This is a genomic window from Mesorhizobium sp. P2_A8, assembly GCF_056404935.1.
This window is the reverse complement of record NZ_JBFUDB010000001.1, coordinates 546,815-563,096: the sequence shown is the minus strand read 5'-3', so window position 1 is coordinate 563,096 and position 16,282 is coordinate 546,815. Positions and strand designations below refer to the sequence as shown.

At 62.4% G+C, this 16,282-nt stretch carries 14 protein-coding genes; 10 read left to right on the top strand and 4 right to left on the bottom strand.

Going from position 1 to position 16,282, the window contains the following annotated elements; all coding sequences use genetic code 11:
- Position 1 precedes the first annotated feature (1 nt).
- The 5 genes from AC1D10_RS02740 (at position 2) to AC1D10_RS02720 (ending at position 6,489) form a co-directional block, all read left to right on the top strand.
- On the top strand, positions 2 to 1,387 hold the full coding sequence (locus tag AC1D10_RS02740; RefSeq protein ID WP_477268797.1) for an adenylate/guanylate cyclase domain-containing protein: 1,386 nt from the start codon (positions 2 to 4) through the stop codon (positions 1,385 to 1,387).
- A 633-nt stretch (positions 1,388 to 2,020) separates the two neighbouring features.
- Entirely contained in the window at positions 2,021 to 3,898 is a 1,878-nt protein-coding gene (locus tag AC1D10_RS02735) for an adenylate/guanylate cyclase domain-containing protein (RefSeq protein ID WP_477268796.1), read from the top strand.
- A gap of 131 nt (positions 3,899 to 4,029) precedes the next feature.
- Positions 4,030 to 5,361 carry a gluzincin family metallopeptidase gene (locus tag AC1D10_RS02730; protein WP_477268795.1) on the top strand — a complete coding sequence of 444 codons (1,332 nt, stop codon included), beginning with the start codon at positions 4,030 to 4,032 and terminating at the stop codon, positions 5,359 to 5,361.
- Between the two features lie 26 nt (positions 5,362 to 5,387).
- Complete coding sequence (locus AC1D10_RS02725; RefSeq protein ID WP_477268794.1) at positions 5,388 to 5,984, top strand: hypothetical protein; 597 nt, start codon at positions 5,388 to 5,390, stop codon at positions 5,982 to 5,984.
- A gap of 157 nt (positions 5,985 to 6,141) precedes the next feature.
- Entirely contained in the window at positions 6,142 to 6,489 is a 348-nt protein-coding gene (locus AC1D10_RS02720) for a hypothetical protein (RefSeq protein ID WP_477268793.1), read from the top strand.
- Between the two features lie 182 nt (positions 6,490 to 6,671).
- Here the strand turns inward: AC1D10_RS02720 and AC1D10_RS02715 are convergent, their stop codons facing one another.
- The gene (locus AC1D10_RS02715) at positions 6,672 to 7,454 is read right to left on the bottom strand and encodes a SapC family protein (RefSeq protein ID WP_477268792.1); all 783 of its coding nucleotides are present in this window, start codon (positions 7,452 to 7,454) and stop codon (positions 6,672 to 6,674) included.
- 459 nt (positions 7,455 to 7,913) lie between these two features.
- Between AC1D10_RS02715 and AC1D10_RS02710 the strand changes: the two genes are divergently transcribed.
- From AC1D10_RS02710 to AC1D10_RS02700, 3 genes are all read left to right on the top strand, one after another.
- Entirely contained in the window at positions 7,914 to 9,158 is a 1,245-nt protein-coding gene (locus AC1D10_RS02710) for a M24 family metallopeptidase (RefSeq protein WP_477268791.1), read from the top strand.
- Positions 9,159 to 9,254: 96 nt separating this feature from the next.
- Entirely contained in the window at positions 9,255 to 10,214 is a 960-nt protein-coding gene (locus tag AC1D10_RS02705) for a MurR/RpiR family transcriptional regulator (RefSeq protein WP_477268790.1), read from the top strand.
- A gap of 74 nt (positions 10,215 to 10,288) precedes the next feature.
- Positions 10,289 to 12,082, top strand: coding sequence for an NAD(P)-binding domain-containing protein (locus tag AC1D10_RS02700; protein WP_477268789.1), 1,794 nt, complete (start codon positions 10,289 to 10,291; stop codon positions 12,080 to 12,082).
- Positions 12,083 to 12,116: 34 nt separating this feature from the next.
- On the opposite strand, the gene AC1D10_RS02695 is transcribed toward AC1D10_RS02700, so the two are convergent.
- Both AC1D10_RS02695 and AC1D10_RS02690 read right to left on the bottom strand, forming a co-directional pair.
- Complete coding sequence (locus tag AC1D10_RS02695; RefSeq protein WP_477268788.1) at positions 12,117 to 13,352, bottom strand: amidohydrolase/deacetylase family metallohydrolase; 1,236 nt, start codon at positions 13,350 to 13,352, stop codon at positions 12,117 to 12,119.
- Positions 13,353 to 13,392: 40 nt separating this feature from the next.
- Complete coding sequence (locus AC1D10_RS02690) at positions 13,393 to 13,758, bottom strand: RidA family protein (RefSeq protein ID WP_477268787.1); 366 nt, start codon at positions 13,756 to 13,758, stop codon at positions 13,393 to 13,395.
- 219 nt (positions 13,759 to 13,977) lie between these two features.
- Here AC1D10_RS02690 and AC1D10_RS02685 point away from each other — a divergent pair, with 219 nt between their 5' ends.
- Positions 13,978 to 14,463 carry a hypothetical protein gene (locus AC1D10_RS02685; protein WP_477268786.1) on the top strand — a complete coding sequence of 162 codons (486 nt, stop codon included), beginning with the start codon at positions 13,978 to 13,980 and terminating at the stop codon, positions 14,461 to 14,463.
- Positions 14,464 to 14,556: 93 nt separating this feature from the next.
- Here the strand turns inward: AC1D10_RS02685 and AC1D10_RS02680 are convergent, their stop codons facing one another.
- Entirely contained in the window at positions 14,557 to 15,192 is a 636-nt protein-coding gene (locus AC1D10_RS02680; RefSeq protein ID WP_477268785.1) for a methyltransferase family protein, read from the bottom strand.
- Between the two features lie 245 nt (positions 15,193 to 15,437).
- Here AC1D10_RS02680 and AC1D10_RS02675 point away from each other — a divergent pair, with 245 nt between their 5' ends.
- Positions 15,438 to 16,235 carry a COG4705 family protein gene (locus tag AC1D10_RS02675; RefSeq protein WP_477268784.1) on the top strand — a complete coding sequence of 266 codons (798 nt, stop codon included), beginning with the start codon at positions 15,438 to 15,440 and terminating at the stop codon, positions 16,233 to 16,235.
- Positions 16,236 to 16,282 lie beyond the last annotated feature (47 nt).

The window sequence follows — 16,282 nt, the reverse complement described above, 5'->3', positions numbered from 1 at the left end:
AGTGGCGCGGCCGGAACGGAAGCTCGTGGCGGTCCTGGCTGCGGACGTTGTCGGGTACTCGCGTCTGATGGGGGCCGACGAGGCCGGAACCCTTTTGCACCTAAAGACACTGCGCGCCGAGGTGATCGATCCGAAGATCGCGCAATTCAATGGTCGGCTGGTCGGCACGGCGGGTGACAGCTTGCTGATCGAGTTTCGCAGCGCCGTCGATGCATTGCAGTGTGCAGTCGAGACTCAAGTGCGGATAGCGGCACGCAATGATGACCTTCCCGAAGAAAAGCGCATGGCCTTCAGAATGGGCGTCAACGCCGGCGAGGTTATCCTGGATGATACGACCATCCACGGTGACTGCGTAAACGTCGCTGCCAGGCTGGAAAAAGTCAGCGAGGCCGGAGGCGTTGTCATTGGCCGCAGTGTCTACGAGCACGTGAAAGGAAAGCTTGCCTACGAGCTCGTCGATCTCGGTGAGCAGGCGATGAAGAACATCGCTGGGGCTGTTCGTGCTTACCAGGTCCAAATGGGACAACGGGGACCGGAAGCTCCTCGCTCTATCGATTCGGCGGAGGATTTGCCGCTCCCGTTCAAACCGTCGGTGGCCGTGCTTCCCTTCACCAATATGTCGGCGGACCCTGAGCAGGAATACTTCTCGGATGGAATAACCGAGGACCTCATCACGGAACTTAGCCGTAGCCAGACCCTGTTCGTAATCGCTCGCAATTCCTCGTTCGTTTTCAAGGGGCAGTCCGTAAGCATTACCGAGGTCGGGAGGAAGCTCGGCGTACGCTACGTCGTCGAAGGAAGCGTTCGGAAGGCCGGAGCACGGGTGAGGATCACGGCGCAGCTGATAGAAGCATCATCCGGCAATCACGTCTGGGCTGAGCGATATGATCGAAGCATCGATGACCTCTTTGCCGTGCAAGACGAGGTGACAGAACGGATCGCTTGGGCGTTGGTCGGCAAGGTTGGAGCTGCCGAGATCGGCCGGACCCGACAGGCGAAAACGAGCCTTGGTGCCTATGACGCATTCTTGCGCGGACTCGAGGCTACGCACCGTTTTACGGAAGACGACACCGTCGCTGCTGTCGAGTTCTTCAAGCGAGCTCTTGGCTGGGAGCCTGATTCGGCGCGGGTGCATGCATGCCTCGCGGACGCCTACGCGACGCTCTCTGCCTTCAGGGCTGACGGAGGTCTGAAAGCGCTGGCGATGCAGTCGGCCTTGCGGGCGATTGAGCTCGGCGATGCCAGCGGACTCGCAGAGGCAGTAGTTGCCGCTCTCCATGCATGGAAAGGCGACTTCGAGACTGCTGAGACCCATTGGCAACGCGCGCTCGTGCTCGGACCCACAAATGCGATGGCACTCAACTGGGTTGGCTACATCTCCCTTTGAGACGGTCAACTCGTCAAGGCCAGCGAGATAGGCGAGCGGCTGCGACGGCTCAATCCACTGGAAGACCGCGATATCCACGAGCTGCTCGCATTTACGCATTATCTGCTCGGCGACTATGAGGCGTCACTGCAGTCGTTCCGCCGCTGGGATAACAACAACTATGATCGGGGATTCGCCAATCTGGCTGCGTGTTTGGGCCAGCTGGGACGCGCCGAAGAGGCACGATTGGCCTGGGGCAGATGCCTTGAACGGACGCCAGGTTTCACTCTGTCTGATTACAGGCGCGACTCTCCATATCGTCGGCAAGGGGACGTAGAGCACTGGCTCGACGGGCTGCGGAAAGCAGGCATTTCGGACTGACGTGCTCACCTGAGCCGCTTCCACAGCATGTTGCGAGCCTTCCCTCGGAGAAGAACGGGCTCGTAGACGATCGCTCCATTCCCACAAGATCTGACATTAACGCGCGCGTGGGCACCTCGCCGCCTTCGAGTGTTACCTTGCTCTGGCGCGGCCGGAACAGGCCCGTGCGCGTCGATCCTTTCGTCCCTCGCGCGGGTGGCGTTGGCGCTGGGCAGGTAAATCAGATAGAACTAAATCAGGCAGAACCATTGTCCTGCGATTTCAGGAGACGACATGTCTGAGGAGCATGTTGAGCGTCGGCTGGCGGCGATCCTGGCCGCGGATGTGGTCGGCTATAGCCGTCTCATGGAGGTCGACGAAGAGCACACGCTCAATCTCCTTCGGCAGCATCGGCGGGAGTTCTTCGATCCGACCGTCACCAAGCACGGTGGTCGCATCTTCAAGGTGATGGGTGACGGCTTCCTGGTGGAGTTCGGCAGCGTAATCAATGCGGCGCGCTGCGCGGTCGAGATCCAACGCGGCATGTCCGAGCGGAATGCCGGCATCCCCGAGGACCGGCATTTCAAGTTTCGCATGGGCATCAACCTTGGCGACATCATCGTCGACGGAGATGATTTCCATGGCGACGGCGTCAACCTTGCAGTGCGGCTGCAGGGCCTCGCGATACCCGGCGGCATCGCCTGCTCGGAAGCGGTTCGCCAAGCGGTCGGCAACAAGCTGGGCGTCGACTTCGCCGATCAGGGCGCCAGGACCGTCAAGAACATTGCTCAGCCGGTGCACGTCTATTTCGCCAACTGGGACCAGGGCGTCCCGCATGTCGAGACGCATATTGCGGCCAGGAGCGCCCAGACGCTGGTGCGGTCCGACAAGCCATCGGTGGCGATCCTACCCTTCGCCAATCTGAGCAATGATCCCGACCAGCAGTATTTCAGCGACGGCATCACTGAAGATATCATAACCGATCTCTCGAACGTCTCCGGCCTGTTCGTGCTTAGCCGCAACACAGTCTTCGCCTTCAAGGGCAGGACCGACAAGATGGAACGCATCGCCAGGGAGCTTGGCGTCGGCTACATTGTCGAGGGCAGCGTCCGCAAGGCGGGAAACCGGGTCAGGATCAATGCCGAGCTGATCGAGGGCGCCACAGACGGACACGTCTGGGCTGCCCGCTACGACCGCGACCTCACCGACATCTTCGCCGTGCAGGACGAAATCGCCAAGGCGGTCGTGGCGCAGCTCAAGGTCAGCCTCCTGCCCGCGGAGAAGAAGGCTATTGAGAAGGCGCCGACGGACAACGTGGAAGCCTATACGCATTATCTTCGAGGCCGCGATTACAGCCACATCGCGACCAGGGCGAACCACCTGATGGCCAGACAAAGTTATATCAGGGCCATCGAGCTTGATCCGGGATATGCCCGCGCCTATGCAGGCTTGGCGGTCAGCGACATACGCCTTCAGTCGATGTACGGCTCACCGATCCAGGTGGACAACATTCTCGCGACCGCCGATAAGGCCCTGGCTCTGGACGCGAATTTGGCCGAGGCGCATTCAGCCAGGGGCTTTGCCCTGTCCCTCGCCGACCGCCGTTCCGAGGCCGAGGCGGCGTTCGAACGGGCCCTCGCGCTCGACCCCAATTGCCACGAGGCCAACCGCTACTATGCCGAGTTCTGCGTAACCGGCGGCCAGTTCGAGCTCGCAGCGACGTACTTCATACGCGCGATGGAGATCAAACCGACCGACTACGGCGGACCGGTCATGCTGGTGAACGTCTTCAGCACTCTCGGCCGACAGAACGACGCCGAGCTTTATGCGCGGATCGCATTGGAGAGAGCTGAGGAGGAACTCCGTCTGCATCCGGAGAACGCCAATTGTGCCTGCCTGGGGGCGATCGTGCTGGCCTTCCTTGGAGAACGCGATAAGGCTGCGAAATGGCTTGACCGGGCTCTGGCGATAGACCCCAGCGATATCAACGTCCAATACAACGCCGCTTGTACCTATGCGTTGCTGGGGGAGTTCGAACGCTCGATCGACCTTTTGGAAGCGTGGCTGCCGCAGGCTGGCGCCGAGATGAGACTCTGGTTCCAGAACGATTCCGATTTCGCCTCTGTTCGCAGTCATCCTCGCTACCAAAAGTTGCTCCAGCTCCTGCAGTAGCGATACGCATTGTTCTTGAGGCAATTGCCGATAATCAAGAACGGCCTTCAGGATGATTTACCCGACAAACCAACGGCCTCGCCATTCCACGGATATTATGTTATGTTACTAATATAACCGAGAGGTGGGGAATGGGTACCCGGTTCAGGTTGTTCGTTCAGCCTCCGTTCGAAGACCCGACGTCAAGCCCTGAGATCATTACGGTTTCGTCCCCGCCAGGCAGCGTCGGACCTGGCCCGTCCGACGATCGTATGTATGTCGTCGAGCCGGTCGACAAGACGCGGCCCTATGGCGTCAACCACGGCCCGCTGGGCACGCCCTTGATCAACCTGCCGCCCTGGACGCGAGCGATCCTCGATCAGGCCGTTCCCGACGAGGACGGCAATTTCGATCACTATCAGCCCTCGACGCCCGGCTTCGAAGCGGCGCACGCGTTCGGTTGCGTGCGCTTCACGCTCGACGTTTGGGAGCGTTACATCGGCCAGCCGCTCACCTGGCATTTCGGCGATCACTACGACCGTCTGGAAATCTCGATCCTGCCGGGTTGGGATAACGCCCAATACGGCTATGGCTTCCTCGAGCTCGGCAGCCAATTCCTGAAAGACGGACGCGCGCTCCCCTTCAGCCTCGACTTCGATATTATCGCGCACGAGGTTGGCCATGCGTTCGTCTACAGCGTCCTCGGCATCCCGAACCCGGGAGCTGAGTTCCCAGAATATCTTGGCTTTCAGGAGGCCTTTTCCGACTGCGTTTCGTTGATCGCGGCCATGCATTTTCCCTCCGTGATCGAAAATGTTCTGATGGAGACGCGTGGCAATCTCTACATCGCCAACCAACTCTCCCGCTTCTCGGAATTCTCGCCGCACCGCCAGATACGCGAAGCCAACAACAAACTGACGATGGCCGATTTTGCGGACGGCTGGACCGACGAGCATGCACTGTCGCAACCTCTCACGGGCGCCGTCTTCGACATTCTGGTGGATGTCTTTCACGAGAGCTTGGTGGCTCGAGGCCTGATCTCGCCGGAGGCCGAAGATCTTGCCGACCTCGCCGAGATCGACCCAGCCGCGGAGCTGCCGGTCCAGGAAGTCTTCGACCGCGATTTCGCCCGCAATCCAGAAGGTTTCGTCGAAGCGCTGCTCGACGCGCGGGATATCGTGGGTACCTATCTTGCCGAGACGCTGTGGGCTCTCGCCCCGGATTTCCTGGACTACGGTGACGTGGCGAGAACGATGCTCGCGGTCGACGACAATATGACCGGAGGAGAACTATCAAGCATCATCTTCCGGGATTTCGACCGGAGAGGGATTTTTCGCTACCGTGCCGGGCCTCGCCTGACGAAGTCAGGCCGAAAGAGCCATGTCCATGAGGGCCGAATCGTTCGTCCACGGGACCAGGCGCGTCTGCCGGATATGAGTTATCTCGAGAAATACTGGATGTCCAGAAGTGGCGCCGATCTTTGATCGGCATGCAGAAGATGGGGTGATCTATGGTAACTGAAACCATCCTAAGTAGCTCAGCCATACATTTGTTCGGTCGAGTTCTTGAAGACTTGAAGCTTACGAAGAGGATCGATGGGGGGCGGCCTCCAAGGCTTGGCAACAATAGATTCCTGCAGAGCCAGATCGACGCCTCCGGTAGCCTGCTGGCAAGGATTTATGCGTTCACCTTTGAAGCTCAGTTCTACGAGCTGGCCCGACCGACCATACTTCTTGTCCATGGGCCTGGAACTGTCGTTGATTATCCAGCCCCGACCGAAACCGATCTCAAGGTCATGAGCCGCGGTCCAAGCGACCCTGCCTATACCGGACTGTCATCGCAGATAGGCTCGTTTGCGCGCGGAATGCAGGTCTGGATCTACGACAAGAGTGACCTGACAATGCGGCTGGAACTCGACACCGGAACGCTCGAGGATGTCCTTTTGAGTGCAGAGCTGGACCCGCGTTCGTTTGGTCGATCGGGTGGAGCAATGGGCAGATCCGGCGGTGCGATGGGACGATCTGGCGGCGCCATGGGCAGGTCCGGCGGTGCGATGGGACGGTCCGGTGGCGCCATGAACCGCAGCGGGCGCGGCGATTTGGACTAGAGCATGATGCCGAAAAGTGTGAAGCGGTTTTCGGACGACATCATGCTCTATCTCTTTGATTTAGAGGCGGATTCAGATTTCAGGTAGATTCGGACCTGAAGTCATCCGGCTCTAGCGTTTCCGATCGATAATTGAGAATGCCGAAGGGAGATGGACCATGGCAAGTGTAGTTATAGTGCGTGTTGAGACACCTGAAGGGAATGCTGTAAGAGGCGGAGATCCGGTTACGGTCAATGTGACGATAGACCCCTCAGATACTGGTTGGTTCGACGACAAAAAAGACTTGGCAATTGGCTTTGTTTATGCTTACAACTTAGCCATCACGCCGCATCTGAAAGTATACGGAAGTATATCCATTATAGATAATATAACTATCACCTTTAAGGTTAGCGCAAAAGCTGATGCGTCACTCGGAGAGTACTGTGTTATAATCAAGAATACAAACCTAAATGAAATTGTTATAAGTGACCCTAAGGTTGGAACTATTACGGTATCACAAAACTAAACGCCTCCAAAAAAACGCTGTGATGACCCGCAAAGTCACATCGGCATCAGCGGCTCTGCTCTCATGCCGGCAAGATCTTGCCGGGTTTCATGATGTCTGCGATCATGCGGCTTCGGCAGTTGCTTCCTCAAGTCTTTCATCTCGCCTCCTTGTTACCGGCAAACTTGAGGGCCAGCGAGAAATCAGCCCGCCTTGCGCAGCGACGCCTGGTGGACCAGCGACGTCCAGCTGTTGGTCGAGGCGAGGTGGCAGTAGAGCAGGCCGAGCGCGCCTGATTTGCGCAGATCGAGGAATGCCTCGTCGCTAAGTTTGTTGAAGGCCGGCTCGTCGATCACCTGGAAGTCGGTGAGGTTGAGCACCTCGCCGCCTTCGAGTGTCACCTTGCTCTGGCGCGGCGCGAACAGGCCGTGCGCATCGATCCTTGCGACCATCACGCGGGTGGCGTTGAAATCGATCTGGAACTGGTTGCAGAAGGCGAGCGCCTGTTTCGTCGCTTCGGTCGCCTCGGTGCCGGCGAAGAACGGCAGCATCTTCTCGTCACGGAACGGCGCCAGCAACTGGTCGACGATGCGGTCGCTTGCCCGGTCGACGCACAGCGTCAGCCGGCCGGGGGCCTTCGGGTCTTCGGCCAGGATGAAGGGATAGCGGCGGACATAGGCAGGGATGTAGTGCGGTCCGGTCCATTTGCCGTCGGCGCCGACGAACAGGTTCTCGTCCTGGCGCACGCCGGTGATGATCACTGGTGCCTTGGCCGGGCCGATGAAGACGATCGGGTAGGAGCGCATCGCCGCCGGCATTTCCGACGCCACCACCGGGATGGCGTGCGCGGCACGGGCAAAGCCGAAGTTGCTGCGCGCGGTCAGGCCGAGCGAGCCGTGCCGCACGGGGTTGAGTGCCTCCGGCCAGGAATAGAACAACGGCATCGTTTCGCTTGCCACGTCCGTCTTTGCGCCAGTCTCTGCCATCCGTCCGTCCTTCTCCCGCAAGCCGCTCAGGCCGCCACTGCCGGACCCCGAAGGCCGGAATCCGTTTTGCTGCGCTGATCTTGTTCTGGAAACAATTCCGCGCAGGAACAAAGTACTACAGCGTCTCTTGCGCGCAGAAAAGGACAGGCAGTGCTGTATTTGGGGGTTTGCGCCAGCGAATTGACTTGGGCGTCGCCCGGCAGCCGACGGTTTCCAACTTGTGGTGGAGACCACCAATTGTCGAAAGTTGGCGCCGCCCCTCATTAACCTGCCGGGCACGTCTGGAGAAGGGTGGGTGCATAACCTGAAGCGATTGTCCTGGCGGTCGTCACACAACCCGCCGACCAGCCGCCTGTCAGTCCGCCGGATGCGCGTCCGCAGCAGCCGCTTGCCCGGCATCTTGCCGCTTGATTGTCGACACCCGGAGTGCTCCGTTACCGCTTCGGACGGAGAAGATTCATGACAGGCTTTGTCGACCGCGAGCGCGCGGCTGAACTGATGGAGCGCGCCGGCATCGAGGCTCTGGTGCTTTGCGCGCCCGAGGCATTCCATTATGCGACCGGTGCCTGGATCGGCCCGGCGGGACTGTTCCGGCGGGCGGGCGCCGGCTTCGTCGTCATCCCGGCCCGGCAAGAGCTGCCGATCGGCGTCGTGGTGGCGGACTTCAACGCGGCACAGCTGCAAGCGGCACTCCCCGGCACTGTAATCCACAGCCACCCGATATGGATCGAAGCCGCGACGCTCGACGCCTCGACCTCCGGTCAAGCGCTGGCGCAACGCATCGAGGCCGGTCTCGCATCCTCTGGCCGTTCGCCCGACTTTTCCCGGCCGGCGACGTTCGAGCTGGCCAATTCCGTCCGCGAGCTGAAGCAGATCTTGACCGGGTTCGGGCTCGACCGCGTGACGATCGGCCTCGATCTCGACTTCATTGCCGTCGCCGATTTCTCAGCCATGCAGGCGATGCTGCCGGGCTGTTCGATGGTCGACGGTTCGGCGGTGCTCGATCGGTTGCGAGCGGTCAAGTCGCAACGCGAGGTCGACCTGCTCCAGCAAGGCATCATCCTGTCGGAAGCCGGGCTCGACCGGCTGCAGGTGGATGCAATGGCCGGCATGCGCCAGGCCGATCTCATTTCCCTCTACCGTGAGGGCATCGCCACGGCTGCGGCGGGCCTGTCGCATCCAGTGACGACGGCCGAATATGTGACCCTGGGCGCCCGGGCCAAAGGCGCCGATGCGAAGGCCATGCCTGGCGATCCGCTGAAGTGCGACATGGTCTGCACGGTGGGCGGCTACGCCTCCGACATGTCGCGCAACTTCATTTTCGGGCCGCCATCCGCCCAACAGGCCGAGCTTCACGCCATCGCCGAGCAGGCCTTCGAGGATGGGCTGGCATCCCTCGTGCCTGGGAATAAGCTCGCCCACGTGCATCGCGTCGCCACCGAGAGCCTGGCCCGGCAAGGCCTGCACTCCTATCGTCGCGGCCATTTCGGCCATGGCGTCGGCCAGTCGGTGTTTTCCGAGCAATGGCCGTTCGTTGCGGCCGACAGCGATGTCGCGATCGAAGCCGGCATGGTGCTGGCCTTCGAGGTCCCGCTCTACATCGACGGCCTCGCCAGCTTCAATCTCGAGGACCAGTTCCTGATCACGCCGGACGGGCCTGTTGCCATGAACCGCTTGCCAAGGCGGCTGGAGACGATCGGCTAGTGAGGGCGGGTTGTTCGGGTCGCGCTCCACGTGGAGCCATGGCCTGCAATCATGCTAAGACGTGAGCCTCGCAACCCAGGGAAAGACTAGGACTTCATGAGCGAAGCTGGCAGCCAGGAAGGGCCTGTTCCAAACTACCAGGGGGAGGGCCACGAAGCGGAGGGCCGCGAGCCCGTCCGGCGCATCCCCGACATCATCTCGCTGGTCAAGGATTCCTACAGCGAGTTGCGCCCAGCCGAACGCCGCGTCGCCGATGTCGTGCTCGACGACGTCAAATACGCCGTCGACGCCTCCAACGCCGCACTCGCGCAGCGCGCCGGGGTCAGCGAGCCGACGGTAACCCGGTTCTGCCGCGCCATCGGCTGCGAAGGCGTGCGCGACTTCAAGCTGAAGCTGGCACAGAGCCTCGTCGTCGGCGCGCTCTATCTGAGCAAGCCGCCGCAAGCCAGCGACGACAATGGCATGCCGTTCTGGAACGCCGTGTTCGGCGAGGCCCGCCGGGCACTGCAGGAAGCCGAGCGGCAGCTCGATCCGGCACAGCTGCGGAAGGCGGCCGAGTTGATCGCCAAGGCGCGCCAGGTCACGGTGTTCGGCCTCGGCGGCAGCTCCTCGGCGCTGGCACAGGAAACCCAGTACCGGCTGTTCCGCTACGGCATCACGGTCAATGCCCAGTGCGACCCCTATCTGATGCGCATGACTGCTTCGACCCTGAAGCCGGGCGACCTGGTGATCGCCATTTCGGCGACGGGACGCACCCGCGAAGTGATCGAGGCGGTCGAACTCGCCAAGCACTACCGTGCCAACGCGATCGCCGTGACGGCGCCCGACACCGAACTCGCACGCGCCTGCGATGTCCGGCTGACGGTCGCGGTGCCCGAATATCCCGACACACTGAAGCCGACCGCATCGCGCTTTGCTTTCCTGGCCGCGATCGACCTGCTGGCGGTGGCGTCCGCCTACAGGCTCGACGGCTCGGCCCGCGAAACCGTGCGCCGCATCAAGTACAACGCCCAGATCCACCGCACTGGCAAGGAGATGGAGCCGCTCGGGGATTGAGGCGCCCCTTTCCCTTCCCCAGGGGGAGAAGGAGAGGACCGGGCCGCGCCAATGTGAACAGGAAGAGGGAAGAAATGCTCGACATGGCACCATCGAAACAGGCAGCCGCATGGCTGGGGTCCTTTGCCAAGGCGCTCGAAACGGGCGACGTGGCGGCAGCGGGCAACCTGTTCGTCGACGACTGCTACTGGCGCGACCTCCTGACCTTCACCTGGAACGTCGCCACCATGGAAGGCCGCGAGGCGATCGCCGGCATGCTGGCGGCGACGCTGGCGGCAACAAAGCCGACGGCCTGGCAATTGACCGGCGAGGCGACCTCCGACCAAGGCGCCATCGAGGCCTGGTTCAGCTTCGAAACGGCGGTCGCTTCAGGCCAGGGCGTCATGCGCCTGCGCGATGGCCGCTGCCGCACCCTGTTCACCGCGATGACCGACCTGAAAGGGTTCGAGGAGCGCAAAGGGCCGGCGCGGCCGCTGGGCGTGCGCCACAAGGCCGATCCCAACCGGGAAACCTGGTCGGAGGCGCGGGCCCGCGAGACGCGCGACCTCGGCGCCGGCGAACAGCCCTACTGCCTGGTCATCGGCGGCGGCCAGGGCGGCATCATGCTGGGCGCGCGGCTCAGGCAGCTCGGCGTGCCGACCATCGTCATCGAGAAGAACGCCCGGCCCGGCGATTCCTGGCGCAACCGCTATCGCACGCTCGTGCTGCACGACCCGGTCTGGTACGACCATCTGCCTTACATTCCGTTTCCGGAAAACTGGCCGGTGTTCACGCCCAAGGACAAGATGGGCGACTGGCTGGAAATGTACACGCGCGTCATGGAGCTCAATTACTGGGTCGCCACCAAGTGCATCAGTGCTTCCTACGACGAGGCGGAAAAGGTCTGGACCGTCGTCGTCGATCGTGTCGGCCGCCACATCACGCTGAAGCCCAAGCACATCGTCTTCGCCACCGGCGCCTATGGCCCGCCGCGGCGGATCGATCTGCCGGGCGCCGACACGTTCAAAGGCGAGTTGCTGCACTCCAGCCAGTATTCCAGCGGCGAGAAATTTCGCGGCAGACGCGTCGCGGTCATCGGCGCGGCAAGCTCCGGGCATGATGTCAGCGTCGATCTCTGGGAGAGCGGCGCCAACGTCACCATGATCCAACGCTCGCCGACGACGGTGGTCAAATCGGACACGCTGATGGAAGTGGGCTTCGAGATCTTCTCGGAGAACGCACTGGCGCGCGGCATTACCACCGAGAAGGCCGACATGATCGTCGCCTCGACGCCCTTCGCGCTGGTGCCCGGGGGCCAGCGAGCGCTCTACGAGGTCATCAAGGCGCGCGACGCGGCCTTCTACGACCGCCTGCGCGCCGCCGGCTTCGCCATCGATTTCGGCGACGACGAGACCGGCCTCTTGATGAAGGCCTACCGCACCGGTTCCGGCTACTACATCGATGTCGGCGCTTCCGAGCTGATCATCGGCGGCGAGATCGGCGTCCGCAGCGGCGCCGCCATCAAATCGCTGACGCCGACCGGCATTCTTTTCGAGGATGGCAGCGAACTCGCCGCCGACGCGATCATCGCCTGCACCGGCTATCAGTCGATGAACGAGACGGTGGCCGCGATCGTCTCGCGCGAGGTCGCCGACAAGGTCGGTCCGTGCTGGGGGCTTGGCTCCGGCGTGAAAGGCGACCCCGGCCCATGGCAGGGCGAGCTGCGCAACATGTGGAAGCCGACGGCACAGCAAGCGATGTGGTTCCACGGCGGCAACCTGGCGCTGTCGCGCTTCTATTCGAAATACGTGGCGCTGCAGATCAAGGCACGGATGGAAGGCATCGCGACGCCGGTTTATGGGGCGCCGAGTAACTCCAGCCGGTCGTAAGCTGATCTGCTCCCACGAGTGTGGAGATCAGCTGTCACTCATGCCGGTGTCCGAAGTGCCGGGCCGCGACCTCGACATGGGTGTGGTGCGTCTGCGCTTCGAAACGCTCGGTTTCGCTGGCATCGTTCACCGCCTCGTTCGGCCACCAGGTGCCGCCGACGACGATGCCTTCGCAGACCAGCCGCTGGTCGGCGACCAGCGAGGCGCCGACCGCGTCGACGAAGGTGAAGCGGCCCGGGCGTTGGCGGAGCAGGGCGACGTCGCCGACGGTGCCGACCGCGAGCGTGCCGAGGTCGGGCCTGGCGATCGCCCGAGCCGGAGCTTGCGTCGCAGCGCGCAGAACCTCGACCAGCGGCATGCCGAGCGCCAGAAGCTTCGACATGCAGACCAGGATGTCGAAGGCCGGTCCGTCGACGCAGTAGAGATGCACGTCGCTGCTGATGACGTCCGGCGCCAGCCCTTCCTCGAGCATGGCCCGTGCGACGGCGAAATCGAACGAGCCCATGCCATGGCCGAGATCGAAGATGACGCCGCGCTCGCGCGCCAGCCGCATGTCCGGCCGCACTGCGCCGGAGGCGAAGACGGGCGCATTGGGAAACGGCCGGAAGCAGTGCGTGAGGATGTCGCCCTTGCGCAGCCGCGGCAGCACGTCGGAACGGCCGGGCGGCGGCTCGTCGATGTGCGCCATCAGCGGCAGGCCGGCCTGGTCGGCTGCCTCCAGCGCCAGGTCGACCGGGGCGATGCCGCTGGTGCCGCCGGCATGGCGTCCGGAACGGACTTTCACGCCGACCACGACATCGCGGTGTTCGCGCGCCGCCGCGACGACCTCGCGCGGCTCGCACAGCCTGAGATCGCTACACTCGCCGACCGACACCGTCTGCGAGAAGCCGAAGATGCCGGCAAAGGAGATGTTGACATAGGCGAGGATGCGGACCTTCGAGCGCTCCATGACATGGCGGCGGAAGCCGAGGAAATTGCCGGCGCCCGCGCTGCCCGCGTCGATGAAGGTGGTGGTGCCGCTCTTGGCCGCCAGCCGGTCGGCATCGACGCCAAGCGAAGTGCCGCCCCAATAGACATGGCTGTGCAGGTCGACGAGGCCCGGCGTGACCATGCAGCCGCCAGCATCGACGACCTGAGCGGCGCGGTCGGCCGGAATGTCGGAGTCGACCGCAGCAATGCGGCCATTGGCAATGGCGACATCACGCGGCGCGTCGAACCCGGACGCCGGGTCGATCAGCCGTCCGCCCTTCAGCAGCAGGTCGAATTGCATTGAGGTCACCTCCGGTTCATTGTTTTGCCGGCTCAGTCTTTCAGACCGGCCGGTAGGCGACCGCCTCGACTTCGATCTTGATGTCGATCATCAGCCGCGACTCTACCGTGCTGCGGGCCGGCGGATTTTTCGGAAAATGCCTGGCATAGACAAGGTTGAAGGCGCCGAAATCGCGCGCGTCTTCCAGCCAGACCGTCGTCTTGACGACATCGTCCAGGGTACAGCCGGCGAGCGCCAGTGCTGCCTTCACGTTGGCGAGCACCTGCTCGGTCTGTTCTGTTATGCCGCCCTTGACCACGATGCCGTCGCTGCCGACGGGCACCTGGCCGGAGACATAGACCAGATCGCCCGCGCGCACTGCCGGCGACAGCGGCACATGCGACGTTCCAAAACACTGCTTCGGCAAGGGATGACCTCCTCTGATGACAGGACGGGATGCCGTGGCGGCTCCCGCTTCGGCCGACATTTACCCCGATCGGCGCGTTCCTCATAGGGGCCATGTTGGAAAGCAACATCCCCAGCAATTCATGTTGCTTTCTTACATAAGTGCTTGCATCGTGCGCGCCCGCGGGTTGCTTTGCAGCCGCAACGGACAGACGCATTTTCAGACCGGAGAAGACCGAGAATGACCTACGACAGGAACCCGTTTCCGGCCGGCGATGCCGATCGTCACGCGCTCTGGGAAATGCTGGTGCGGCACGACATCGACGCCTTCATCGGCCAGGACTGGTCGATGGTCGAGCATGATTTCGTGGCTGAAAGCTTCTTCGGCATGCACGCGCATTTCCTTCACAACGCGGACGCCTGGCGGCTGCAGTTTCCGAGACTGGACATCTATCGCGACGAGTGGCTGCGCCAGGCCAAGGAGACGGCGGCGACGAAGTTTGCCGAGCCGCTGCGCGAGGCGCTGTTCCGCGTCACCAACATGCGCGACATCGATGTCGACGGCGACCGCGCGGTGCTGCACAAGAAATTCGACGGCTCCGTCGCCAAGGCGGACGGCAGCGTCGACAGGCTGAAATGGCAGACGCTTTATTTCTGCACCAAGGTCGGCGGCAGCTGGAAGATCACGGGCTTCGTCGGCTACATGCCGCATCCGCTTGGGAGCTAAGCAATTCCAGGAAAGTGTGAAGCGGTTTCCCGGGAAATGCGCATAGCGCTTTCCCTGGGGAATTGCCTCAAGCAAAGAGAGAGCCGCCGCTGATCAGTAGAGCGTGACGAAGGCCGGGAACAGCACGCCGGTCGCCCGGAAATGCTCGACCAGTTCGATGGCCGGGAAGATGGCGAGGAAATAGAGCCCGTCATAGAATGTGCTCTTCAGCGCCCGCGTCGAGAACTGCATCTGGTCATGATCATGGTACAGAAGTGGATTTGGCCAGAACCGGGGCGTGCTCTTGGCATAGGCAAGGTAGGCCGGACCGAACTTGCCGAGCAGAAATCCGGCTTCCTTGCGCGCCGTGACGCGAAAGATGAAAAAACTGGCCAGGCCCAGCGCGACGGCCGCCAGCAGCGAGCCGAAGAGCAATCCGACGCCGACCGCCCCGACCGTCGAGAAGAAGTAGAGCGGATTCTGGGTTACCGAGAACGGTCCGGTCGAAACCAGTTCCTCGTTCTTCCTGCCCCCGACATAGAGGATGCTCCACAGCCGTCCGGCGACGCAGACGAGCACCAGGCAGAGGCCGACGAATTCGAGCGTTTCGTGCCCGTTCGAGCCCTCGCTGAGTGCCGGTTTGGTGAGAAACAGAAGCAGCACCGCGAGCGTCGCCGCAACCCGCACGAAGATCAGCCGCTTGCGCTGGTCGAAGGCCCGTGAAACCGGTTTTAGGGAAGCGTAGGTCATCGTGTTTCCTGGCGCGCTGGCAAGCGGGCGTTGGCAAGCTTGGGGATACTGGGCCACCATATTGATGGCGGATGCAAGGCACCCGGCTTCTATCGGCGCACCGCAAGGCATTCGTAAAGGCCTTTCGCGCCGCCGCGCCCAATCTTACGAATTTGTATGCCGCCGGACAGGCGGGCGAGAACTCTGCCGCCTACCGTGCGGATGCCGGATCGCTTCCGCTCCGCCGTATCATCAGGACGTCCGTCATGCTCTCGCCCGGCACGCAACACTCCGCCGCACCGGGCCACAACAGGGTCCCGGACGTCACCGTCGATTTCTGGCTGATCAAGCTGATGGCGGTGACCATGGGCGAGACGGCGGCCGACTACCTAGCCGTCAATCTCGGCCTCGGGCTGACCGTCACGTCGCTGATCATGACCGGCATCCTGATCGCCGCGCTTGTCCTGCAGTTCGCGCAGAAGCGTTACGTGCCCTGGGCCTACTGGCTGGCGGTGGTGCTGATCAGCATCGTCGGCACGCTGGTCACCGACAACCTCGTCGATAATTTCGGCGTGCGCCTGCAGACGACGACCATTGCCTTCTCGGTGGCGCTCGCCGCGACATTCGCGGTCTGGTACGCCAGCGAAAGAACGCTGTCGATCCACACCATCGTCACCACCCGCCGCGAGATCTTCTACTGGCTGGCGATCCTGTTCACCTTCTCGCTCGGCACCGCCGCCGGGGACCTTGTCGCCGAAAGCTTAGACATCGGCTATCTCGCCACCGGCCTGCTGTTCGGCGGCGTCATCGCGCTCATCGCGCTCGCCTGGTATCTGCTCAACCTGGACGGCATCCTGGCCTTCTGGCTCGCCTATATCCTGACGCGGCCGCTCGGCGCCTCCTTCGGCGACCTGCTTTCACGGTCGGCCAGACATGGTGGCCTGGGCTTCGGCACGATTTTCATCAGCCTGCTCTTCCTCGGCTGCATCATCGCCCTCGTCCTCCACATGACCCTGAACGGGACCACCGACGAGGCCGACGAGCTCTTGGTGGAATCGGACTGACTCCAGAGGAGAACAGGAGCCCATGGCTCATGCCATCCTAGGAACGG